This window comes from Clostridium oceanicum, assembly GCF_039521385.1.
GTDB classification, from domain to species: Bacteria; Bacillota; Clostridia; order Clostridiales; family Clostridiaceae; genus Clostridium_F; species Clostridium_F oceanicum.
This window is the reverse complement of sequence record NZ_BAAACG010000006.1, coordinates 272,047-295,252: the sequence shown is the minus strand read 5'-3', so window position 1 is coordinate 295,252 and position 23,206 is coordinate 272,047. Positions and strand designations below refer to the sequence as shown.

General features: G+C 28.1%; 33 protein-coding genes. 2 read left to right on the top strand and 31 right to left on the bottom strand.

Features of this window, described 5'->3' with window-relative positions:
• Positions 1 to 38: 38 nt before the first annotated feature.
• From ABDZ71_RS04870 to ABDZ71_RS04795, 16 genes are all read right to left on the bottom strand, one after another.
• Positions 39 to 1,091 carry a major capsid protein gene (locus ABDZ71_RS04870; protein WP_343759414.1) on the bottom strand — a complete coding sequence of 351 codons (1,053 nt, stop codon included), beginning with the start codon at positions 1,089 to 1,091 and terminating at the stop codon, positions 39 to 41.
• A 15-nt stretch (positions 1,092 to 1,106) separates the two neighbouring features.
• Complete coding sequence (locus ABDZ71_RS04865; protein WP_343759411.1) at positions 1,107 to 1,499, bottom strand: hypothetical protein; 393 nt, start codon at positions 1,497 to 1,499, stop codon at positions 1,107 to 1,109.
• Between the two features lie 15 nt (positions 1,500 to 1,514).
• Positions 1,515 to 2,129 carry a phage scaffolding protein gene (locus tag ABDZ71_RS04860; protein ID WP_343759408.1) on the bottom strand — a complete coding sequence of 205 codons (615 nt, stop codon included), beginning with the start codon at positions 2,127 to 2,129 and terminating at the stop codon, positions 1,515 to 1,517.
• Between the two features lie 156 nt (positions 2,130 to 2,285).
• Positions 2,286 to 2,831, bottom strand: coding sequence for a DUF1643 domain-containing protein (locus ABDZ71_RS04855; protein ID WP_343759406.1), 546 nt, complete (start codon positions 2,829 to 2,831; stop codon positions 2,286 to 2,288).
• Positions 2,832 to 3,127: 296 nt separating this feature from the next.
• Positions 3,128 to 4,054 (bottom strand): structural protein, encoded by a 927-nt coding sequence (locus ABDZ71_RS04850; protein WP_343759404.1) that lies wholly within the window; start codon positions 4,052 to 4,054, stop codon positions 3,128 to 3,130.
• Complete coding sequence (locus ABDZ71_RS04845) at positions 4,054 to 5,568, bottom strand: phage portal protein (protein ID WP_343759402.1); 1,515 nt, start codon at positions 5,566 to 5,568, stop codon at positions 4,054 to 4,056. Before ABDZ71_RS04845 ends, ABDZ71_RS04850 begins: the two co-directional genes overlap by 1 nt.
• Positions 5,568 to 6,920, bottom strand: coding sequence for a PBSX family phage terminase large subunit (locus tag ABDZ71_RS04840; RefSeq protein WP_343759400.1), 1,353 nt, complete (start codon positions 6,918 to 6,920; stop codon positions 5,568 to 5,570). The genes ABDZ71_RS04845 and ABDZ71_RS04840 overlap by 1 nt, the downstream gene beginning before the upstream one ends.
• Complete coding sequence (gene terS / locus ABDZ71_RS04835) at positions 6,920 to 7,750, bottom strand: phage terminase small subunit (protein WP_343759397.1); 831 nt, start codon at positions 7,748 to 7,750, stop codon at positions 6,920 to 6,922. The genes ABDZ71_RS04840 and terS overlap by 1 nt, the downstream gene beginning before the upstream one ends.
• Positions 7,751 to 7,794: 44 nt before the next feature.
• Positions 7,795 to 8,067 carry a hypothetical protein gene (locus tag ABDZ71_RS04830; RefSeq protein ID WP_343759395.1) on the bottom strand — a complete coding sequence of 91 codons (273 nt, stop codon included), beginning with the start codon at positions 8,065 to 8,067 and terminating at the stop codon, positions 7,795 to 7,797.
• A gap of 58 nt (positions 8,068 to 8,125) precedes the next feature.
• Positions 8,126 to 9,025, bottom strand: a complete 900-nt coding sequence (locus ABDZ71_RS04825) for an amidoligase family protein (RefSeq protein ID WP_343759393.1) — start codon at positions 9,023 to 9,025, stop codon at positions 8,126 to 8,128.
• A 96-nt stretch (positions 9,026 to 9,121) separates the two neighbouring features.
• Complete coding sequence (locus ABDZ71_RS04820; protein WP_343759948.1) at positions 9,122 to 9,433, bottom strand: DUF6329 domain-containing protein; 312 nt, start codon at positions 9,431 to 9,433, stop codon at positions 9,122 to 9,124.
• An 81-nt stretch (positions 9,434 to 9,514) separates the two neighbouring features.
• Positions 9,515 to 10,747 (bottom strand): DNA modification methylase, encoded by a 1,233-nt coding sequence (locus ABDZ71_RS04815; protein ID WP_343759392.1) that lies wholly within the window; start codon positions 10,745 to 10,747, stop codon positions 9,515 to 9,517.
• Positions 10,748 to 10,900: 153 nt separating this feature from the next.
• Positions 10,901 to 11,824, bottom strand: a complete 924-nt coding sequence (locus ABDZ71_RS04810; protein WP_343759390.1) for a hypothetical protein — start codon at positions 11,822 to 11,824, stop codon at positions 10,901 to 10,903.
• 93 nt (positions 11,825 to 11,917) lie between these two features.
• A complete protein-coding gene (locus ABDZ71_RS04805) occupies positions 11,918 to 12,136 on the bottom strand; it encodes a hypothetical protein (RefSeq protein ID WP_343759388.1) in 219 nt (72 codons plus the stop codon).
• Between the two features lie 84 nt (positions 12,137 to 12,220).
• Positions 12,221 to 12,523 carry a hypothetical protein gene (locus ABDZ71_RS04800; protein ID WP_343759387.1) on the bottom strand — a complete coding sequence of 101 codons (303 nt, stop codon included), beginning with the start codon at positions 12,521 to 12,523 and terminating at the stop codon, positions 12,221 to 12,223.
• A gap of 94 nt (positions 12,524 to 12,617) precedes the next feature.
• A complete protein-coding gene (locus tag ABDZ71_RS04795; protein ID WP_343759385.1) occupies positions 12,618 to 12,821 on the bottom strand; it encodes a hypothetical protein in 204 nt (67 codons plus the stop codon).
• A 251-nt stretch (positions 12,822 to 13,072) separates the two neighbouring features.
• Here ABDZ71_RS04795 and ABDZ71_RS04790 point away from each other — a divergent pair, with 251 nt between their 5' ends.
• Together ABDZ71_RS04790 and ABDZ71_RS04785 are read left to right on the top strand one after the other, a co-directional pair.
• Complete coding sequence (locus ABDZ71_RS04790; protein WP_343759383.1) at positions 13,073 to 13,507, top strand: hypothetical protein; 435 nt, start codon at positions 13,073 to 13,075, stop codon at positions 13,505 to 13,507.
• Positions 13,504 to 13,890, top strand: coding sequence for a hypothetical protein (locus tag ABDZ71_RS04785; protein ID WP_343759381.1), 387 nt, complete (start codon positions 13,504 to 13,506; stop codon positions 13,888 to 13,890). The genes ABDZ71_RS04790 and ABDZ71_RS04785 overlap by 4 nt, the downstream gene beginning before the upstream one ends.
• On the opposite strand, the gene ABDZ71_RS04780 is transcribed toward ABDZ71_RS04785, so the two are convergent.
• The 15 genes from ABDZ71_RS04780 to ABDZ71_RS04710 all read right to left on the bottom strand — a co-directional run bounded on the left by ABDZ71_RS04780 (position 13,887) and on the right by ABDZ71_RS04710 (position 23,006).
• On the bottom strand, positions 13,887 to 14,051 hold the full coding sequence (locus tag ABDZ71_RS04780) for a hypothetical protein (protein ID WP_343759379.1): 165 nt from the start codon (positions 14,049 to 14,051) through the stop codon (positions 13,887 to 13,889). The two genes, ABDZ71_RS04785 and ABDZ71_RS04780, sit on opposite strands and share 4 nt — an antisense overlap.
• A 59-nt stretch (positions 14,052 to 14,110) precedes the next feature.
• The gene (locus ABDZ71_RS04775) at positions 14,111 to 14,614 is read right to left on the bottom strand and encodes a hypothetical protein (protein WP_343759377.1); all 504 of its coding nucleotides are present in this window, start codon (positions 14,612 to 14,614) and stop codon (positions 14,111 to 14,113) included.
• A 68-nt stretch (positions 14,615 to 14,682) separates the two neighbouring features.
• Entirely contained in the window at positions 14,683 to 15,015 is a 333-nt protein-coding gene (locus ABDZ71_RS04770) for a hypothetical protein (RefSeq protein ID WP_343759375.1), read from the bottom strand.
• A 78-nt stretch (positions 15,016 to 15,093) separates the two neighbouring features.
• Complete coding sequence (locus tag ABDZ71_RS04765) at positions 15,094 to 15,735, bottom strand: putative metallopeptidase (protein WP_343759373.1); 642 nt, start codon at positions 15,733 to 15,735, stop codon at positions 15,094 to 15,096.
• Complete coding sequence (locus ABDZ71_RS04760; RefSeq protein ID WP_343759371.1) at positions 15,735 to 16,163, bottom strand: DUF1064 domain-containing protein; 429 nt, start codon at positions 16,161 to 16,163, stop codon at positions 15,735 to 15,737. The genes ABDZ71_RS04765 and ABDZ71_RS04760 overlap by 1 nt, the downstream gene beginning before the upstream one ends.
• 256 nt (positions 16,164 to 16,419) lie before the next feature.
• A complete protein-coding gene (locus tag ABDZ71_RS04755; RefSeq protein WP_343759369.1) occupies positions 16,420 to 16,662 on the bottom strand; it encodes an AbrB/MazE/SpoVT family DNA-binding domain-containing protein in 243 nt (80 codons plus the stop codon).
• Between the two features lie 2 nt (positions 16,663 to 16,664).
• Positions 16,665 to 16,988: a hypothetical protein gene (locus ABDZ71_RS04750; RefSeq protein WP_343759367.1), complete on the bottom strand. Its 324-nt coding sequence runs from the start codon at positions 16,986 to 16,988 to the stop codon at positions 16,665 to 16,667.
• Between the two features lie 15 nt (positions 16,989 to 17,003).
• On the bottom strand, positions 17,004 to 17,240 hold the full coding sequence (locus ABDZ71_RS04745; RefSeq protein WP_343759365.1) for a hypothetical protein: 237 nt from the start codon (positions 17,238 to 17,240) through the stop codon (positions 17,004 to 17,006).
• A gap of 16 nt (positions 17,241 to 17,256) precedes the next feature.
• Positions 17,257 to 18,093: an ATP-binding protein gene (locus ABDZ71_RS04740; RefSeq protein WP_343759363.1), complete on the bottom strand. Its 837-nt coding sequence runs from the start codon at positions 18,091 to 18,093 to the stop codon at positions 17,257 to 17,259.
• Positions 18,032 to 18,868: a phage replisome organizer N-terminal domain-containing protein gene (locus ABDZ71_RS04735; RefSeq protein ID WP_343759361.1), complete on the bottom strand. Its 837-nt coding sequence runs from the start codon at positions 18,866 to 18,868 to the stop codon at positions 18,032 to 18,034. The genes ABDZ71_RS04740 and ABDZ71_RS04735 overlap by 62 nt, the downstream gene beginning before the upstream one ends.
• Before the next feature lie 14 nt (positions 18,869 to 18,882).
• A complete protein-coding gene (locus ABDZ71_RS04730; protein ID WP_343759359.1) occupies positions 18,883 to 19,086 on the bottom strand; it encodes a hypothetical protein in 204 nt (67 codons plus the stop codon).
• Between the two features lie 157 nt (positions 19,087 to 19,243).
• Positions 19,244 to 19,387: a hypothetical protein gene (locus tag ABDZ71_RS04725; protein ID WP_343759357.1), complete on the bottom strand. Its 144-nt coding sequence runs from the start codon at positions 19,385 to 19,387 to the stop codon at positions 19,244 to 19,246.
• 16 nt (positions 19,388 to 19,403) lie between these two features.
• Positions 19,404 to 20,144 carry an MBL fold metallo-hydrolase gene (locus ABDZ71_RS04720; RefSeq protein ID WP_343759355.1) on the bottom strand — a complete coding sequence of 247 codons (741 nt, stop codon included), beginning with the start codon at positions 20,142 to 20,144 and terminating at the stop codon, positions 19,404 to 19,406.
• On the bottom strand, positions 20,144 to 21,040 hold the full coding sequence (locus ABDZ71_RS04715; protein WP_343759353.1) for a recombinase RecT: 897 nt from the start codon (positions 21,038 to 21,040) through the stop codon (positions 20,144 to 20,146). Before ABDZ71_RS04715 ends, ABDZ71_RS04720 begins: the two co-directional genes overlap by 1 nt.
• Before the next feature lies 1 nt (position 21,041).
• A complete protein-coding gene (locus tag ABDZ71_RS04710; protein ID WP_343759351.1) occupies positions 21,042 to 23,006 on the bottom strand; it encodes a recombinase RecF in 1,965 nt (654 codons plus the stop codon).
• Positions 23,007 to 23,206 lie beyond the last annotated feature (200 nt).

Here is a 23,206-nt window from a genome sequence, read left to right as displayed (position 1 = left end):
TTTAATCATCCTTTCATTATTAAAAATAAAAAATAGTTTTAATATACTGTTGCAAAGAATACCTCGTCTGCTCTGTCAAAACTTACAATTGGCATTACTGATACTTTTGTATCTACACTAACAGGATCCTCTTTAATCATTGTTGTAACCGCAATTCCTTTATCAACTATATAAGTATCTAATTTACTTGAACCACTTTGCTTATCGAATTCTTCTGGAGTTGTACCATAAACTGTATTTCCTAAAGTTGTTCCGCTCATAAGTGTTACTTTACCATCTGCATAATATGGAACTGGATCAGCACCTTCTGATGGAATATAAGTAGCATCTTCTAAAAATACAACTGTTAATTGGAGTACCTCTTTTACAAATTGAATGTAATTTGCTTGACTTAAAATTAATGAAGTATTCAAATTACTATTCTTAATATGATTTGTAATAGCTTTATTAACTAAAAATGTACTATCAAAAGTGTTTTCAGTAAGTAATAATGTTTTAGGTTTTCCATATTGATCATGTGTAATAACTTTTTGAATTGCTCTAACATCACCTATAATATCAGCATCAGGATTTGTCCACTTATCTCCACCTGTTAATACCTCTCTATGATTAGATGGTACTCCATAATCTACCACAATATCTCCATCTTTTGAGGTAAAATTTAATAATCCATTTTGTATTACTGATGATCTCATTTTTTTAGATATTATATTAGCACCATCAACTAAATTAGAATAATTTTCAAACACTTGCCCTAGTAATGAATTCACAAAGTTTTCATTATTAGCACCTATAGCATTTTGTAAATCTCTTCTGGTTGTTTCATCAATTCCCATGCCTTCCTTGAAAAAAGGTATCTCTGTAGATTTTACTGTTAAGTCTGCACTTAATGCTCTCATTTTTGTTGCTGCATCAAATGTACTCATTCTTAATGCTACTGGTTTCTTTTTAGCACCCTTAGCCATTTCTAACTTTGTTCCACTAACTTTTTTATCTGGAAATAAAGCTTTATCTATGGTTTGTTCTGTTGGTAATTCTTTAATATAAAGAGCTATGTTTTTTGAATTTATATAATCTTTTAAATTAGGCATATATTTTCCTCCTTTTTATTCTCCAAAAATTATTTGATTTAATGCATTCATTTCTACTGATTTTATAGTTTCATCTGAATTAAACTTAACTGCTGATTCATATAGAGCACCGTGAACCAATACTGGCACAACTTCTGTCGCATCTTCTTTATTAGCGGTTGCTGACATTGAACCTTTAAAAGATATATCTTGATATACAACACCAAATGCATCTGTTTTATCTACTGTTGATGTTACTGGTTTTCCCTCCTTAGTAATTAACATACCCGCTAATAGAACCTCATTTAAATCTAGTAAATCTTTAACATCACCTTTTCTAATTTTCAATGGTAACGTGATAAAATGATCTCCAGCAATTAATCTTAGCTTATTTTGTTTAGCTCCTATTGTGTAGCTTGATTGTTTCATTCTTCATACCTCCCTTTATTTAGCAAAATCTGTTAACCCTTTAGACTTCATAACCTCTGCTTTTTGTTTCCCTAATTCTGTAGCAAAGTTAGTACTAGTTGGTTCTGGATTTTTACCTCCGCCAGTACCAAATGTTCCAGTACCTTTTATTTCTTTTTCAAATAAGTACTCATGACTCTTTTGAAGTGGCTCAATCTGCTCCTTAAGTCCTATAACTGTTTCTCCATCAACTTTAAGCTTATCTTTATCTATAAGTGCCATAATAAGCTTTTTATCCTTAACATTGAAAAACCCTAATGATTTTTCTAAAGCATTATTGAAAGCTATATCATTCAACTGTTTTTCATAAGTTTCCTTTTGATTTTTATTAGCAGTTTCAAGTTCAGTAACTTTGTCTTTTAAGCCATCAACATCTTTATATTCTTCTTTGAGTTTAGATATTTGGGTATCTCTTTCTCCAACTTGTTTTCTATATTCCTTAGCCTGTTCATTTACTTGCTCAAATCTTTGCTTTGGTATATAATTACCACCACTTACATCCTCTAAGTCTTTGTTCTTATACTCTTTTTGCTTATCTTCTGAAAGCTGCTTAAATAACTCTTTTCCTAATATTTCTTTAAGTTTTGCCATTGTTATATTTCCTCCTTAATCTCTAATTACAGTTTTTAACGTGCTACTGAACCACTTTAGAGCTGTTAAAATTATTCTTTAACGTCTTTAATCTTAAAAAAGACAAAAATAAAAAAGTCTTATCTCTAAGACTTTAATTTTAATAATATTAAATCACTAATTCAAAAAATATTTGCCATATTCCCAATTTTCTTTATATCTAGATGGATGCAATGCCTTCCCCCACTGTGATCTGAAACAAAATACTTTATCTTTTAACTTGTTCTTCCTAAAAAAACTTTCTATATCTTTCTTTTTACCCTTTGCTTTCTGTATAAATTTATCATTTTTAATAGAATAAAAACTATTTCCCCAACCAATAAAAAAATCTTTTTCCTTATTTTTATTTATATATCGTTTTACATATTGCCAATTCTTTTTTTCATATTCTTGTTTGGTATTTGATATTTTATTAGAACATGTACACATAAAAGAAAATAAATTAAGAATTGTCATACTACCATATCCTTTATTTATAAAATATTCCGTTAAAAAATCTAATGTTTTATCATTTCTTGTTAATGTAGCTTTTGAAGGATTTAATAATATTGCTATAATTTTAGGTTTATGGTTATCCCAACATTTAGTATAATAATATCTAAAAAACTTTTTATTATTTTCTTCTATATTTAGTGAAATAGTATATATTATTCCTTGTTTCATAAAACCACTCCTTTAATTATCTTTTTATATTATAAATCACCTGCTGTATTATTTTCAATGACACCAAAGTAAGTCTTATGAATTGTTTAATTAATTTGCTATATTTAAATAATAATATCTTCCCTATGTTAATAAATTTTTTTCTATTTCTCAAAATCTATTTTCATAACTTCCTCCTATTTTAATCATGATAAAAAAATACCTACCATTTTATTCAGTAAGTATCCTTAATCTTCTATTCCATATGATTTTAACATAAATTATTCATATTTATCTTTCTACTTTAGATTTCTTATTTATATATTCATCAAATCATAATTTTTTTCATACCATTTATCTAGCTTAGAATTAGTATTTCCTCTGCTCCATGTTTTTAATTCATCAATTGCTTTGTATATATATTCATTTTCTTCTGTAAAATAACAGATACAGTTTGGATGTTGAAGTGGAATTTCATTAGGCTTAAATATCCTTCCATTATACTCATCACAAATATCTGTTTTCCCATGCATTCTTATATAATGACTTCCACTCAAGTTCCACTTTATTCCCTTATTAAAAGGGTTATTTTTAGCATTTTCAATCGTTGTTTCACTAAAAGCATGAGTAATTGAAGTTCTAGCAAGTCTTTGTGATTGATATGCTATCTTTTTACTCATTCCATCTTCTAATGCATGAGCTTTTAATACTTTAGTTGGATTAATATACTTATTTACTTGCTTTGCCAATTCTCTAGCATTAGCACCCTTTAATACATTGACTTTAATTAAAGTATCTATATCTTTAGCATTGCTTTTAGTGACGCTCCATAGTCTTCGATCTAATGTTTTACCATCTTTATAATATCCGCCTTGAATAAGCTTACTTACAGTTTTTCTAGATATATTTAAAACCATTCTATTAAATATTGCTGATAAGGCTATATCATCTGTAATCCGTTGATAATAAAAATTCTCAACTGCACTTGCAATTTGTGAGCTAGTTTCTATATTAGCCTTTATTATTGCACTTAGTCGAGAGTTTAACTGGTTAATATTAACTTGTACTATTTCTTTTAAATGCTTTAAATAAGCATCTTTGGAAATAGTTCTGCAATTAGCTATATCATTGCTTAATTGCTTAGCTAATTCCTGATATATTCTTAATAACTCTTTTTCTTGTTTGTTATTAAGCTTTAAAAATTCTTTTCTAGCTTCTAATACTCTTTGTTGGTATAAATTCATTATTCATTACCAACATTAGACTTATCATCTATATTATCCAATTCAGCATCTAAAGCTTTATTGTATTGATCAGATTCTGAATTAACTATCATTGCTTTTTCTTCTAATATTTCTTTAAAAGCTTTTTCTGAATCCTCTTCATCACTATATTCTTTAATATATGACTTTCTACTTCTTACATCTGCTTCTACTTCATTTATTGCAAGTTTTTTCTTTTCATCTAAATCATTAGGAATAGGATAATTTTGCTTAATAAGCTTAGTATAATTCATATTTACCCAAGCTTTATCAAATATTCCTGGATAGCAAATTGAGCTTGCTTCAATTATAAAATTTATTAGAGATAACAGTGGTCTTTCCCAATCATTAAACTTTTCTTCACATCTAGCAATTAAGTCATTATATAAATAAATCATTGCTTTTGCTGAAGGGATATTGTTTAAATCACTTATTTTAGGCATATCTAATGTCTCTTTCATATCACTATCAGCTCTATCAAGATAAGAGTTCATAGCTTCACTATTACCTATATTGTATTCCTGCCTTTGAATTGTAGCTTGTGCACCATTTTCTGCAAGTTCATCTCTAGTTTTTATAGCATGTAATGCTCCTGGTGCAATATTAAGTTTATTTACATCATCTTCGTTACCATCAATAATAGCCTCTGAGCCAAACATTTGAAACTTTAAGGCGTCTGCAAAATCTGAATTCCTTCTGTTGTACTGATTTTGTGCATCTCTTAAATCTGTAACATCTGATTCTCCAAAAGTATTATTTAATTCTCCGCCATTGCGTATTAACCAGCATGGAATAGTAGAAAATCCTGTGTTTTGGTCTATTGTTAATTCCTTTTGTAATTCTGTATTCTTATATGTTTCTTTCTTATACCAAGCTTGAAGTAATTTCGTTTTTTCATCTATTTTATAATAATAAGTATGAAGGTAATATATTTTATCTTTGTCTTGCTCTTTAAATACATTCATTTCATCTTCTTCAAAGAAAATTGCTTTTAATAACTTTCCATTCTTCTCTTTGTAATAAAAGTCTTCTATACTTTCATACTTAATTACAATTGGTTCTCCGGGATTAGCTTCCGCTCTCAATAACACTCTTTTCTTTATGATAACCTCTAAGAAAGCTTTTCTAGTATTATTCCAAAAATTATTATATTCAAAAACATCTTCAATAAACTTTCTTAATTCTTCACATTGCTCTTTATCTTTTAAATCATCTGCTTTAAATACTAGAGTAGGCTTTTTACCAAACATCCAACGTGCTTGTTTCTTCAAAAGAGGTTTTACCTTGTTCCTAATATCCTGAGTAGGTTTGTAATCAACATTATCATCCACTTGCCAGTTCTGACCGTATAGTTCTGGGCTTTGCTTTGCCTTTTCTAAGTCTATAGATTTTCCTTTGTAATAGTAATAATCAATAAATACACGTTTTCTTTCAGCTATTTCATTGTTTGGAAGTTTTAATAATGTATCTCTTATTGTCTTTGATTGTTTTTCCACTAGAACACTGTACCTCCTTTCCTTCCATATGGATCAGTAGTTGTATTTTTAATAACTCCTTTTCCTTTGTTGTATAACGATTCATCATATTTATGTTCTTTCAAATTAGATACTTCATAGCCATCAAGTGCATACCAAATTGCACTAAATGTATGCGGATCTATACTAAATTCATCTTCTATAATTTCTCCATCTTTATCTACTGCATAAGTTAAATCTTCTAATTCGTCTATAACATCAGGACAATCTTCTGAACAAATTATTTTCTTAAATCTCTTAATCTTTTTAGTATTTTGAAGTCTACTTCCTTGGAACTTTTTAGCACCTCTCATATTAAATCCTTCTTGCTTATAATATTTAATAGTCTTAGGTTCTGCACTATCTGCTCTGATTAATTCCTGTGTTTTCTTAAATTCTGATATTTCTATTGCAGTTTTATCATCTGTCATTTGATTTTTATAGTATTGCCAGTAGATATATAAAATTTTATTTTCACTATCTATTGCCAGCCTAACTATGGCGTTATATGAAGTTTCAAATCCAAAGTCCATCCCAACTCTATAAATAGGCCTTTTAATACTATGAATAGCTTCAAGTACTTTATAATGTGGAGATTTTTCAAATTGAGGTAGTACTTTTCTACCATTAACACCAAATCTTCCTTTTCTAGCTATTCTATATAAATCAGGATCATATACATTTAATTCATCTAACTGTTCTATATAGCTTTTAGGCAAAAATAAATTATCATCAGCTAAACTATGATGATAATAAATATTGTTTTTAATGATTATTCTTCTTTTATAAAGTTTTTTATCATCCAAAATGAAAAGTTTCTTTTTATTATCTATGAAAAAGTGTTTATAACACCAATTATTCTTTGATACTGGATTAGTAGATAAAATCATATGTAACTTTAATATTGGATGTCTTAATCTTCCTAGCAATTCTTTAAAGCCTGTATACTTTACTTCTGAACATTCTTCTATCCATACTATAGAAACATTATTTATAGATTTAAGTTTAGCTGGTTTATCCATGCCTTTAAAAATTATCTTAGAACCATTAGAGAATCTTATTTGCATAGGAGAAGTAACACATTTAATCCTATCATCTAATTCCATTTCAATTATTATTTCATCAAATAAAGAAAAGCATGAATCTCTGATGGTATCATATACCTCTCTTACTACTAAAGCTGTTCTTTTCTCTTGTAATAGTTTAAGTATTAATTTTAAAGCTACATGGTAACTCTTAGATGATCCATAACCTCCAACTAAAAAGTAAAACTTATAATTCCAATCAAACAGAAAATCTTCAAAGTGTGGATTGACTTCTTTTTCTATAGCCACTAATCCTCACCCTTCCTCTTGATTAGTATCTCTATAGGTTTGTCTTTACCATCATCTTTATTTATATCAGCTTTAAGCTTTTCAATTCTTAATTTTTGTTCTTCAGTAGCTATATCCCAGTTAGCATTAAGCATTTCATCATATTGTTTGATTAGATTTCTCAACTCACTCATCGCTCTACTCTGTGCATTTAAGAATGTCGCTTGCTTATCCCATGCAAACTGTAATTCATATTCTTTCTCCCAACTATCTGTTGTTACTCCAGTTGTTTCCTTTTGTTTCTTTAACACCTTAGTTGTATCTTCTTGATTTTTTATAAACATTATCTTTTGAGCTCTTATAATAGCTGCATACTGAATAATAATATTTTCCCACAAAATATCCAATGGGTTCTTTTTCTCTATTTCCTGAATAACATCTAAAGTATCATCTGGTAAATACTTTGAAAAGAATCCATGCTTTTCAGCTTTTTTATTGCCTAAAGGTCCACCTGTTCCACCTTTATTACCTATTGCATTTTTGTTGCCCTTTGGTGCCCCACGTTTGCCATTTGTGTTGGTTTTGCGTTTTCTTGCTCCTGTTACTCCATTAATCTTTTTATCTTTCTTATTCTTTGCAACGTTGCGTTTATTTGGTATTATTTTATTTTGCAACGTTGCACTATTATTTCCTTGTAATTTATCACTCCATTTATAACGATTTTTCCAAGATCGGACTGTCCCTGGAGAAACATTCAATTGTTTTCCTATCTCAACTAACTCTAGTTCTCCATTACTTTTTAAATACAATTCTTCAGCTTTTAAACTATCCGGACTTCTTTGTCTTGCCATTCTACATAGTCACCTCACCTCGCTTAATTATTTAAATTTATAATTTATTCATCCATCATTAATCTAGCTCTCCATTTATTTGGATTCCTTGTTTTCAGCCAAAATATTATAGCCGTTGTATCTGGTGGAACTACTTTCTTAATTTTTTTAACTCTTGAAGCTTTACCACCTTTACTAGCTATCATTTCAGTTTCTTCATATTCATAACCTAAAGCTACTTTTAAAAGAGCTTCTTCTACTTTAGAATTTATTTTCTTGTTATCTTTTAATAAATCACTCTTTTCTAATAGTTCATCATTTTTACTTTTCTTTATCATAAGTTATCACCTCATACACAGCTTTAGTTATTAAAAAAAAGAAGCTTTTGAACTTCTTCTATGAAACCCTCCTATATCTAAATGCAGCATTACCTTCTAAATTTGCTAATAGATGAGTTCTACAAGTCTTAAATTCTTCTCCTATAAGTCCAAGTCTTAAAAGCCAAGTTCTAAAAGTATACTTTTCATTAGTTGTTTTAGTTTTCTTTGCACTTGCTGATTTTTGAATTATAGATTGATTACTTACTGCTAAACAAAATTGTATATATGCCTTTATCTTTCCTGCATGAGTTGTCCCGTTGAAAAATCTAAATTCTACTGTTCCTTTTGTAAAAGTTGAATGTAAATTTAATCCATGATACCTACTAACGTGATAATGAGTATTTCTAGGACTGCAGTATGGTTTGTACCATCTATCCGCCATTTCTTCTAAATCTTTAGGTTTTTTATTATTAACTCTTTTTACCAATCTTTCTCCTACCTTTTTGCAATAGTTTCTTTCTCTTCTTTTGTCTACCTCTAATGCTTTGTATATTAAATCTTGTTTACTATAAAAAATATTTATAAGATTTCTTAAACTTTTTTCATTATGATTTATCCCATCTATATGAACATGTATTCCACAACTTTTATTAGCTATAGCTCCAGCCTTTCTTAAAAGTCTTATCATCTCTTGAATACTTTCTATATCTTCATATGCACATATTGGTGACACAACTTCTACTTTGTAATCATCTCCTGCAGTTATTATTCTTCCGAATAAATTCTTTTGAGGTACTATACTTCCGTCTCTCATTATTTTCCATATTCTTTTTGATTGATCTTTTACCTCATACTGATCATATACGCCGCCTTTATAAATAGCTTTTTTTCTCCAATATTTTGAAATCACCTTTGCAGCCTTTTCTCTTGATAACCCTGTTAATTCAATTTCGATTCCATATGCTTGATTCTTCATAAAATTCCCTCCGCTGTGTTTTTGTTACATACATTAATCACTCTAAAACACAGTATTATCAAGCTATTTATCTACTAAAAAAAGCCCTTTCAGGCTTTATTTTTCAAGGGCTGTGTATCTTGGGTATGTATATCCTTCTGAATCTACTAAGATGCTTTTATTTGTTTTTGTATTTTTAACTCTTATGCATCTTAATTCTCCTTTTGAATTACATCCCCCATCTTCTTTTGTTATCCAAGATTGATCTTTACAAAAATTATTTACAAATTCTATAAATTCCTTATCATTTAATTTAACTTCTTTTGTAACCTCATAAGGTTCGCCCTTCATTCCTTCCTTCTTTGCTTTCCTTGTAAGTTCCTTAAGCTCTTTTAAATTTAAAATTTTCCTTCCAAATAATGCTCTCATCATAAAATCCTCCTTATGTGTTTTTCTTCATGTACATTAATCACTCTAAAGTGTATTAATAGCAAGGATTTTAAGATGTCTTTATTCTACTTCTGAATATGATGTTTTTATTCCATCTCTTAATAAAAATACTTTATCAACGCCATATTGATTAATATATCTTTGAACTATAACATCACAATATTTTTCATCAATCTCCATTGTATAACATATTCTTTCTGTTTCTTCTGCTGCCATTAAAGTTGATCCACTTCCACCGAATAAATCCACAACTATATCTTTAGGCCTACTACTATTTTTTATTGCTTTAGAACATAAAGAAATAGGTTTCATTGTAGGATGTTCTGCATTTCTTTTAGGCTTTGATATCTCCCAAACAGTATCCTGAGTTCTATCATCTGTAAAATAATGCCCTTTTCCTTCTTTCCAACCATAAAGTATAGGTTCATGTCTCCAATGATAATCCTGCCTTCCCATGACAAAATTATCTTTTACCCAGATTATACACTCTGCAAGTTTAAGTCCTGCTTCCCTATATGCTCTTCTAAAATTCTCACCTTCACTATCTGCATGACAAACATAAATACTTGCCCCTTCTTCCATTAGGCTATAATAATTTTTAAATACGCTTAACAAAAAATTATAAAACTCACTATCAGACATATTGTCATTTTGAATAGTGAGTTTTTCTTCCGTACCACCTTCATAATTAACATTATAAGGTGGATCTGTGAATATCATTTTAGCTTTATGCCCATCCATTAATTTTGACACATCAGATTCTAATATACTATCTCCACAAAGCAATCTGTGATTTCCTAAAAACCATATGTCACCTTTCTTAGTAATAGGCTCTTCTATTGAGTTAATTTCATGCTCTATGTCAAATGTTTCATCTTCTTGAATTTCTTTAGGATTATATTCATCAAATAACCTTTCTACTTCCTCAAGTTGGAATCCTGTAAATTGTATATCATAATTTTCAAGTTTTAAACTTTCCATTTCCTTTAAAAGTGATTCATAATCCCAACTAGCAATTTCACTTGATTTATTATCCATTATTCTAAAGGCATTTACCTGTTGCATTGTTAAATCCTCAGCTTTAATAACTGGAATAGATTCTATTTTTAATTCTTTTGCTGCTTTATATCTAGTATGTCCAGTAATTATTACATTTCTTTTATCAATAATGATTGGCACCTTAAATCCAAATTCCTTTATACTTTCAGCTACTTTCTGAACAGCTTCATCGTTATTCCTTGGATTATTTTCATATGGCTTAATTTGTGAAATATTTATGTACTTTAATTCCATTTTATCCTCCTGTGCTTTTTCTTTCTTCATTTATTTACTACTTATTCCTTACATAAAAAAAAAGAGCTCTTATGAGCTCAAAAAGTTCTTATATTATCTTGTATTTTTCTCTATACTGCCTTTATATAAATCTCATTCATTCTATTTATATTCTTATGCTGTTGTGCCTAAATTATCCACACTTTCCTTTATTCTTTTATATTTTTCTTCCAAAGTTTCATCAATGCGATCTGGAGTATCAACCTGTGATAACATATCTACTAGCCTTTCATATTTAACTAATCTTCTTTCTTCAAGTACTTCGCTATATTTATATATCTCGTCTTTTAAAATATCGCTATAAAATTGCCTATATATTTCTTCTCTGAATAATTCTAAATATTCAATCATATTTTCCAAACAACATTCATACAAATATATAAGATTTGAATTTAATTCCTTATCATACTTATCCCTTTTATAGTTTTCTTTGATTGATTTTAAACATGTATTATGTCCATCCATATGATTTTTAAACTCCTTAAATTCTGAATATATATCTACCAATAGTAAATCATTTGCTATGTATACATTAATTAATTCTTTTATAGTTTTACTTACATCATCATTTAAATCATGTATAAATATTTCTTCACTAATCAGTTGCAGCAATTTTTTACCTCGGTTTTCTTTAAAAGATTTCTGTATACTTGTTACACTTTCATTAATTTTTCTTATTATATCCTCACAAACTTTAAGCTGCATATCTTTTTTAATTTTATAATATTCTTGAGATTTATTCCCTATTAATGTTATATATACGGTTGTTAATGTAATTATACCTCCAAAAGCTCCAGCTACAAAATTTGATAATATACTATTCCATTCAGAATAAGACAGATTAGGATAAGTGTATTTTAAAACACTAAGGAAAATTATACTTCCAATAATACTTACTAAAATACTGATTTTTAAAATCCTATTTTCCTTATTTACTCTTTCTTTAGTATTTATCAAATTTTTCACTTCATGTGTTTTTATTCTACATGAGTTAATAAATTTCTTTAACAAATTTACTCTTTCTTTTATATTTATCAAAATTTTCACCTCATGTATTTTTATTCTACATAAGTCAACAAATCCCTGTGATAAATTTATACTTTTCTTTTTATAACAATCATTTCCTCCTCTTCACATCTGCCTTATTGCCCCTTTAACTCTTCTATAACTTCGCTCCTGCATACACTCTTTTAAACTATCTGCTATTTTCTCTTTACTAACTCTTCTGCTGGAACAGTAAGGACATACCAAGTATCTATTCCTTTTAGCTTGCTGTTCCACTTCTTCTGTAAGCACTACAAATTCATTTTTACAAGTTCTGCATCTGTAGCTTGTATAAATACTTAGCATATCCTCACATCCTTTTTATAAATAAAAAAGGCACCCTATTAAAAGTGCCTTTTACTATATTTGTTTTATTGTTATATTAATCATTTACAATATGCCATTAGACTTTAACATTTTTTTGGCTAGATCTTCTAGTGTGGGGTCATTATATAAAGGTAATGATTTCTCAAACCCCATATCCAATGTTGAGCTTTCATCAATTTTATTATCCTTATTTAACCATATACAAAAATGTCCTGATTGTTTTTCAAAATCAACATCAAACGTATAAGCTGTTTGGCCATTTGGTTCCGCTGTTCTCGTTGTTTTTCTTAATTTACAATAAAACAGTTCAAAATTTTCAATTATCTTTTTACCAGTTCCACATGAACCACTTAATTTCTTTCCCATATTTCTACCTCCTCTCAATGTAATATTTATTTCTACATTTTAGGAGTTTTTCCTTCTTTTTTTTTCTTTTTAGCTGCATATATCATTCTATTTATTAGTCTCCCTCTGGCTCTTCTATATTTGCTCCACCTTTACCTCTATAATAACTATCATGTTTCATCATTTCCATATAATAAGAAAAGGAGAGATTTTCTTTACCTCTCCTAATTTTCTTCTTTTTCTTATTATTTTTTCTATTCTTGTTTAATTTTTTATGTACTTTGGATTTTCGTACCTCTAATATCTTTCCTATTATCATACCTCTTACCTTCTACTATAAATATAAGTTATCATTTACATACATTCCAAAATAACCCCAGTACCATTAATTATTATTACTTTATTCGGATAATTAGTCCTAATAACTTATATATATAATAACAGATGTTATTATTAATTTTGTCTCAAATTTGTCCTATTTTTGTCCCATAATTTTTTATTAAATATTTATATTTATGGAAATTTATATATTATATGATAAAATGTATCATGAAGGTGGTGACATAATGTTTGAATACTTTTATAATAAATTTAAATAATAACATATATTTTTTATTTGCAGTTTCACTTTCAAGCCTATTAGGATTTATGCTATCAATATATGTAACATATAAATCTCACAATATATCTAAGATTCTTAAGCGTATGGAAACTATACAAGCTTACAATGAATCAAAAACCCAATTTGCTGAGAGATTCAAAGGATATAAAGATAGTATTCTAAAGGATAATTTGAATACAAGACAAATATTGCATTCTATTTTAGAAGATATATTCAAATTTGAAATACAATATAGAATATTACTTTCAAAAACTGATTTTATAAAATTATTCTTTATAAAATTTTATTTAAAAAAGAAATTTAAAAAAGTTAATTTTGATAAAGTTTGTAATTACCTAGATTTTTTAATAGGACGTTGTTATAAAAAGGAGGAAAACAGATGATTTCTGTGGAAAAAATAATAAACAAGTTAATATTCGGAACAAAATCCAATAAATATAAATGGTTTTATTTATCAGATAAGGGTAGATCTATAGTAGATATATGTGATAATTTTGTAACTTATTATGACTATCAACAAAATACTTTAAATACTAGTGATTCTTTCATATTAAATTTTAACGAAGGGTATTTAGCATTATGTGAAGATTCATATTCTAATCTATTATTAATAGTAATACCCTCTCTAGATAGTAAAGATATCCAATGCATAAATAATTATTTAGCACCAGATTTCCAACAAGAATTATTAAGACTTCAAAATTTAATAAAGAAGCAATTTCCTAACGTAGAAGATTTTCTTAATGAGTTTATGGATGAAAATTAATCATCCATAAACTTTCTTAAAAACTCTTCAGTTGTATTATTTTTACTTTCACTATTAATTTGCATTTTTTCTTTTCCTATTATTTTCTTAATATCATCAATTTGCCTAATAATAATATCTAACTTTTGTTTAACTATATCTTGGCAAGAAATTTCTTTCATATTATCATCTCCTATTTCATTAATATGATTATTAATTATGAAATATTTATACATTATTTTTATTGTGCTATATCCTTAATTATTTCTTCGTGCCTTCTATAAGCAGTACTTCTAACTCCACCATATAATTGAATTGATATCCAATCAGTTGATTTACATTCTGCATATTTCCACTCTATAAACTTTTTAGATTCTTCTGTTAACATATCTATATTATATTTTAAAGGAGCTACTTCTCTTTCTAATTCTCTTATCTTAGCCTTTTTTTTAAGTAGTTTATTTCTTACATACTTCCATTCTTTTTCTAAATTATTTATCTGTCTTATAACCTCGTTCTCCGCATAAGAAGAACATGAATATGAATTTTGAACTCTCTCTTCATATGCTATACTTATACTTTCTTCTTCTAGTGATATATTGGTTTCCGTTATGTCTTTTCTTATTTTCCCTTTTTGCTCTTCAAGTTCTCTGCATACATATTCTAATTTATCTATCCACTTAAGTTGTCTATAATATTTATATAATCTGTCTTCTACTTTTTTTAATGTATCTTTATTTATCATTATGCAAACCCTCCAACACTATATTAACTATATTTTTATATACTTAAATTGCTGTTTTACATTATGACCTAAATATCTTCTTGCCTTTTATATAATGTCTGTAAAGCACTTATTTCTGCCTGTAATGATTGTGCTTTATCTCTACCAGCCTTGTATTTGAATTCTGCCATATCTCTGTTAAATTTAAGTTTAGATACATTTGCCTTTGCTACATCTCCAACTATACTTACTGGTACCTTTTCTTCTCTAAGTTTCATTATTTCTATTCCTAAATTCTGCCTATATTCTTGCTCCGCTTCTGCATATTGCCTAGCAAGAGTAAAAAGTTTATCTCCACTCTTTTGTAACCTCTTAGCTGCAGTATATATTTCCTGTGCTATATTTACCATGTCTAATGCCATTCATTATTCACCTTCTTATGCACACTTAATTATTTTTCTGACTGCATAACTTCTCTTTAGGGGCAATCAAGCCCCTTTTTATCCTCCAATTTTTTCAGAATTAATATAATCATATATTGTAACTTGCTTATCTGCTTTCTTTAAAAATTTAAAATCTTCTTTTGTAAAATTCTCTAATAAGTTAGGTATTGGGGACTTAGTAATTTCCCATCCTTGTCCCATAGTTCCGATTAACTCATTCCATCCTTCTACATCAGGTTTCTTTAAGCTATCTCCATCAATATGTTTTAACATACTATATATTAAAGCTATTACTTGCTCTCTGCTTATTCTTGACATCCACCATTCCCTAGACTCTATTATAAATTTATAATTTGTATACTCCGTAAGCTGCATATTTGCTTTTTTTATCCTCATTATCCAATCTGGCTTCTCTGTTTCAGTTCCTATATAGTCTTCATCCTCTATAAATAATATTTGTTCTGGTCTTGTTCCTTTAAAGTAGTCATATCTATCAACTAATTTTTGAGCTATAGGTCTATAAATATAATTTTTTATCCAATGCTTATTACCCCATTTTCCATTATCAAGTTTAGTTACTTTATGAATTCTTCCAACATCTTCATTACAAGCATATTGCACATTGTATCCTCCTGAAAACTCTATATTCTCAATCACTTCTCCAGTATCTTTATCAACTATTTTAAGCTGTTTTCCCATTATTTTCTCTCCTTTCTTTTTTTCTCTTCACTTCTCTTTTTCTTTAACTCACTATATTCAATCCATCCATATTCATCACCAAATTTCAAAGATCTTGAAATCCATGTAAGTTTTAAATCAGCATATTTATAATCAAATAATTTTTTCCTAATCTCTCCTTGTTGAGTACTAAATCCTTTAACATCTATAAGTTCTTCAGAACCATCAAGATTATATATAATAAAATCAGGTGTATAAGTCATGGCTCTATAGCTTTTGCTATTCTTTTTAAACGCTGGTATCAAAGTATACTTTGGCTGTAATTCAAAGTTTACTATCTTTCCTTTAGATTTTTTCTTTTTAAGATACTCATAGTATCTTGCTTCATCCTTACTATCAAATGTAATTCCATCTATAACGATCTTCTTTGAACCATATTTACTTGGCATAAAGCATTCCTCCCATTGCTGCTCTAACTATATGGTGTTGTTCTCCTGGACTTCTACCACAAATAGCACATCTTTTCATAAATCTACCTTCTTATTTGATTTTCATATGAGAATAACTTTTTCAAAGCATTACCCTCATATAATCTTATTCCTATCTTTTATATTTCTTCTGGATCCGTTCTTCTTATAATTCCATCCTTTGTTATATAATCTTTTGAAGGCCAGCTTAAATTTTCTACTAACTCATTTATTTTCACTATTCATTCAGCTCCTTCATACACTTTTCACAAATATTTTTGCCCTTGAAATTCATAACTTCATTAGCTTCTCCACAAAATATACACGCTGGTTCATATTTCTTTAATACTATTTGTTCCCCTTCTGTATATATTTCCAAACTTGTCTGATTTTCTTTTATATTTAATGCCTTTCTTAATTCTTTAGGTAAAACTATTCTTCCGAGCTTGTCTACTTTTCTTACAATTCCTGTTGATTTCATAATTATATTTCCTCCTTAATCTTAGTTAATTCATACATTAATATCTCTCTATTTAAAATTTTTAAGACCTTATCTAAATTGCCCTGCTCGTTATATAATCTTACTGCTTCATCTGACCACATATTAATTCTATAACTTACTCTTTCTATTTCTTCTTTCTGTTTATCTAATAATTCCAGCCCTTCTTTTAGTAAATCTTTATACTGTTCTTGTTTTCTTACACTTTCTATAAAAGCTGCTTTTAGTATTGAATTTTCAAGTATAATATTCCCTAATCTATCTTCTTTGATGTTTGTTTCTGGTTCTTTAACTAATATAGTTATCATAATATACACTCCTTCTTATACTTCTGGCATTTGAAATACAAAATCCCTAGTCTTCCTTCTCCCATTCTGTATTTCATCAAATCTACTACCATTCATAATTCTGTCTTCTATCATATTTAATACTTCAATTGCTCTATCCTTACTTTCATAAGTTCCTAATCTTAAATAACCCTGATCTATTATTTCTTTACCTTCCACTATTATTTGTTTTGATTCTGACAGAACTTCCTTACTTTGACTTCTAATCCACATACTTTTTCCTCCAACCTTATTTATTTAATTTTTCTAGAAACTCTTTTGTCTTTTTCTTACCTTTTCCCATTCTAATATCTGGACCTGTATTTCTTATAAACATACACATTTCACTTAATCTACTATAAGTTCTATCATCATATCTTTCTTTTAATTCATCTATGCTTATATTAGTTGTTACAATCACAGGAAGATTTGAACTATTCCTTTTTTCTATCACCTGATACATCATTGACCTGGTCCATTTATTATCTGGCTCAGTTCCTAAATCATCTATAATTAATAAATCAGCGTTATCTAAACTATTTAAGACTGTAAATATTCCTTCATCTCCCCAATTTCTTTTACTTTGGCTTATTCTTTCTGTAATCCCTATAGCTCCTACACATATAACAGGTATTAGTCTATTCAATAATTCATTTGCTATGGATGCTGAAAAATAAGTTTTTCCATTTCCCGGTTCTCCATAAATAAGCATACCTTGATTTTCTTTCTTCATTTTTATAAAATCATAGGCATATTTTTTGCCCAATTTAAAGAGCTTTTCGTTTCCTACCTCATGATTCCAATTTTCAAAATTAGATTCTCTGAATCTTTTATTTAACATACTATTTTTTAAAATTCTCTGTAATCTCATTTGTTTTTCTTTATTCTTAGACTCCAATTCCTGTTTCCTTAACTTCTCTCTTCTGCACTTACAATTTCTAGGTCCTGTAATTGTTCCAAATGCAGTTTTAACTTCTATTCCTATTGGTTCTCCACATACAGGACATTTAGGTATCTGTTTTACATCATATGATAATTCCAATTCCTTCATCTTCTGGTTTTTTATTATTTCCTTTATATCCTGCATTATGCTTAACTCCTCTCTTATCATCTCTATCCCTTAAATATGCTTTTACATCTTCTATACTTTTAAGATTATTATTAAACCAGTTATTTAATATTGCATTTATATATCCCATAGACCTTTTGTTATAATATACAGACTCTTCAATTGCCTTAATAATAACTTCATAGGTAATATCTTTAGACCATTCTTTTAATTTTTCACACTCTAATGGTGTTACCATATGAATATTATTATTAAAAATTCCAATTACATCTGAAAACTTTTTAGCATTAGTTGATGATAATTTATTTTCTTCCTTCTCTTCATCTCTATCTCTATCTCTATTTCTATTATCTAACTCTATCTCTTTCTCTATCTCTGTCGGACATTGTGGAGACAAATTGGGGACATTGTCCTTATGCTTGGACTTTAATCTTTGCTTTCTTTTTTTCTTTGCCCACTCACTTTCACTTCCAACCATATTTTCAAGTTGTGTCATATAAATTTCTCCATTTTCTAATACCTGAACTAAGCCAATCTTTTTAAATATTTCCATTGCAACAATTACAGTATCTGGTTTAGTATTAGTAATATCTGCTAACTTTTTAATATCATAAGGTACAAGTATTTGCCCTACATTTCGAATTAAAACTCCATTTGACTTTAAGGATTTAAGACATAATTTTAAATAAAACAAACAATAATCTTTTCCATTTTCTTGTTCCTCAAGCCATTGAATCGTATCTTCTTCAAAGAAATCTTCTTTTAATTTCAACCAATAATATTTTTTTGTCATGCCTATCACTCCTTTTATCTGTAGTACATAAACTTAGCCATCAATACAAAGCTTCCAAAGATTATTAATATTCCTATGAAGATTACTACATTTGCCCAAAACTTATATTTATATTCTTTCTTTATAGATTTTTTAGCTATTTTAAGAGCTTGTTTATCATCACCTTCATTTAAATTAATTAAATGATTTATGTGATACAATGCTTCTTGTTTTCTCATTTTTCCATCCCCTTTGTATAAATTTTCATATACTGATATATACTAATATTGAAATATTACATATATGCGTTGTATAATGGGGACAAGAGCTTTGCAGAGCTCTTATCCAGTTTTATAGAATAATTTTTAAGATTATGCCCTTTGCAGAGGGCATTTTCTAAAATGGAACTATTACACCATCTTGCGCTTCTTTTAAAAGATCTAATATTTCTTCTTTTGCATTTTCTAGTTTTAAATCTTCTAAATATGCATATAAAACATTCAACCGATATGAAAGTGCTTCTTTTGTGTCTTTATCCATCTCCATTCCTCCTCCCTTAGAATTTATATACATTCATGTCAATGTCTAAATCTTTATCAGCTACATAAGTTGGTTTTCCACTCAAAATTTCTATTTCTTTTTTGAATTGTAATTCATTACTGTTGTTATCACTAAGATGTATTAAAACTATTTCTTTAATTTCTTTTAGGTCTGTTGCCTTTAAAAATTCTTTTACATTACCCAATTCAAAATGAGATTTTACAATTCTATCTTTAAGTCTTTGCGGTAATTCTCTTTTCTGAAGAATTTCATTACTATAATTACACTCTATAAGAATGTGATTTAATCCAGTAAACTTATATTGGCAATAATAACTGTCTGTTATAAAAAGTAATTTTCCTAGCTCCTTATGTTGAATTAAAAATCCAAGTGGTTCTGCTGCATCATGTTGAGTTTGAAATGGTAGTATTGTAAAATTACCAACATTAAATTGTTTTTCTGATTTTATAAAGTTAAGTCTATAACAAGTTTCAATATAACTTTCTTGAGGCATTGCTTTTGCTGTACCTAAACTTGTATAAGTATCTATCCCACTTTTTAAAATATCTCTCATAGCTTTGCTATGATCTTTATGTTCATGAGATACTAAACATCCCACTATATTATTAAGATTAAAATTCAAACCTTTTAAAATATCCTTATATTTTATTCCAGCTTCTAAAATTAAAGTTTCATTTTTCCCTTGTAGTAAATAGCAATTACCTTTGCTACCACTACCTAATATTTTTAATTTCATTAAAAATCAGGTCCTTCTATAGTAGTTTGCTCTGCTTTTATCTCTGTAGGCTCAACATCTACTACTTCTGAGGTTGTTTCAGGTTCAATATCTATAGGTGTAGAATTAGCTTTTTCTTTTATTTCTTTTTTAATTTCATACTGAACATTTCTTGATGACCTTTCTTCAGTACTTGATATATCTGTATTGTTAAAAGCATCTATCAGTAACTCACTATCATCAGAAGTATTTGCATACATTTTACAAGCTCTATTAATAACAGTTTTTTTTGACATTTCTTCAGCAAAGTTTACATGCGTATCACTTTTGGATTTACCATATCTTTGAGCCCATGCTTTTTCTATTTGATTTATATTCATAACTTCTGTATGAACTGGGCCATCTTCACCGACAATTACTGCAAAAGCTCCTCTTATTTTAGAATTATCAATGTTCTCAAACTTAGGTTCATACTTTGATATTTTAAGTGTTGCAGTATCTACATCATATTCCTGTTCAAACTCATCACCTTCATAAATACAATAAGCTTTAACATCCTTAATACCGCTTAATCTTTTAGTAACTGCTACAGTTCCCATATAACTTCTCATTAGTTGTAATTGATTGCCATATACTACAAAGTAACATTGTTTTTTAGCTGGAGATAACCCTTGTAAACACATATCGTAAAGACAGCCAATAATTGAATTTTTTGTACATACTTCTAACGCAGGTTTTTTTTCTTTATTCTGTACTCCTTGAAGTAATAACCATGCACTATTAACTGCATTTGAAACTGAATAATTTTTAGGAAAAATTATTTCATTATTTTTCTTCAAATCTGCTATCTTACTAGTAACTTGATTTAAAGCATCTTCCTTTGCTAATGCTATAGCTGTTGTTTTTTTATCTGGCATTTTATATTACCTCCACTTTCAATTTTTTATCTTTGCTTACTATCAAATTTATTACTTGACCATCTGTTTTTATAAGATTGTTTACACTTTCTCTATTGTCTATAAATATTGGAGCTGATACTTCATAATGTTGTGATAAAGCATTTATAATATCTAATCCAGCGTTTATCTGTGAAGCTGTATTTGAATTACTAAAAGGTACTCCATTTATAAGAGCCTCACAGCATTCATTAACTGCTCCATTTACTTGTGTATCGAATAACTTAAAGCTTACATATTTGAATTTGTTATTTATACTACTTTCCAAAAGTTCAACCTTTGTTTTTATAAACTCTTCACACATAAACTCCTGACCTTCTAGTTCTGCAATCTGTTGAGCTAGTTTTTTCTCTTGATTTTGTAATTCTGATATTCTAACTTTAAATTTTTCATTTTGTTCTTTAGATGCTAATTGTTTTTTAATGTCATCAATATTTTGTAAAAGTTCAATTTTTTTACCTTTTAATTCTGATATTTCATCATTAACTTCTACTGGTTGAGATATTTCTTTTTCTAGTATTTCTATTTCATTTTTAATCTTTTGATAATCCTCGTTAAATTCTAAATTAAGGACTGGTTTAAAATCTGCTAGAATCTTTTCTGCTGCTTTCTTAGATTTTTGCTGTATAGCTAATTTTTCTTTCATTGCTTTTATATCTTCATCTTGGCCTTTAATTTGTTCCTGATATTCTTCTATTTTTTCCTTATTGCCAATACCTTCTGCGTTTATTTGTTTTAACTTATTTGCTATATTCGAATTAAAATTTCCTTGCATTTCTTTCTTCTTTTTTTCTATATCTTCTGTTTTAAATGGTCTCTTACATACTGGGCAAATGAATTGTTTTTCATCAAAATGAAGTTCTTTTGAATTTTCCTCGTACCATTTACTTTTCAAGCCATTATTAGCCTCTTCTAATCTTGAAATATTTTTTTCTAAATATTCTTTTCTAAGAGTTGCTTCTTTTATGCTTCTTTTAAGTCGATTAATTTCATAGTTAAATTTATTTGTATTATCTTCTAGTTCTCTTTGCTCGTTATCAATTTTACTTTGTGCTCTATATTCAATATCTTTAAGTTTAGATTTTAGTAAATATATCTTGTCTTTTTCCTTTAATACTTCATTGTTAACCTTACTGCTATCAAGTAAATTTTCATCAATATCATTAAGATTATTTTGATAAGCTTCTAAAAGTTGTTCCAATTCTTCAAAATTAATCTCCTGGATAGAGTTATTAAGTTCATCAATCCTATAAGGTATGCTCTTTATTTCATCATTTAATTTCTTTTTACGTGCTGCTATAGATTTTTTAAGATCCCCTACATCTTTATTTAGTAGTAACTTTTCTAAAGACTTTAAGTTACTTTTAGAATTTATAATTGTATCCATTGTAATATTATCTATAACTTCTAATAGCACTTTTCTTCTATCTTGCCACTTCATATTAATTGAAAAGTAAAGTGGGTTACTGATTAGTTTAAAAAGTTTTTCATCAATGATACTATTGATTTTTTCTTGATATTCTCTTTTCTTAACTGGTACTTCATCAATACTGTATAAAGTTTCATGTCCAGTAAGTTGCTTTTCAGCCTCTCCACGTCTTTTAGTCCATTTTTCTTTATAAATTTTAGTTAATATTGTATCTCTACCATCTACATTAATAACTGAAGTTACACTATGTTCTAATCCATGCATTATATTTCCATTTTCATCATAAGTTTTTATTTGAAAATTTGCTTCCTTGTCTCCTACAGTTCTTCCTTGACTATCTTTATCAAACATTAGCCATGTAAATGCATCAAAAATAGTTGTTTTCCCTGTTGCATTCTCACCGTATATATTAGTAGTTTTTGAAAAATCAATCTTTAGATTTTTAATACCTTTAAAATTTTTAAGATAAAGATATTTTATATTTATCTGCTTTGCCATAATTAAATTTCTCCTTTCTTTGTACCTCTTCACTTCCTTGTAACTAAATCAACTAACTATTATCACAGTGACCTTTCATTTTATTATGGTGTGGCTCTTATCTTCGCCTACTCCCGTTCAAATTAGTTCATTTAGTTACAAAGATTTTGGTACTATTTAACAAGTTCTAGCATATACATATTAGTGGGTAAGTATATGCA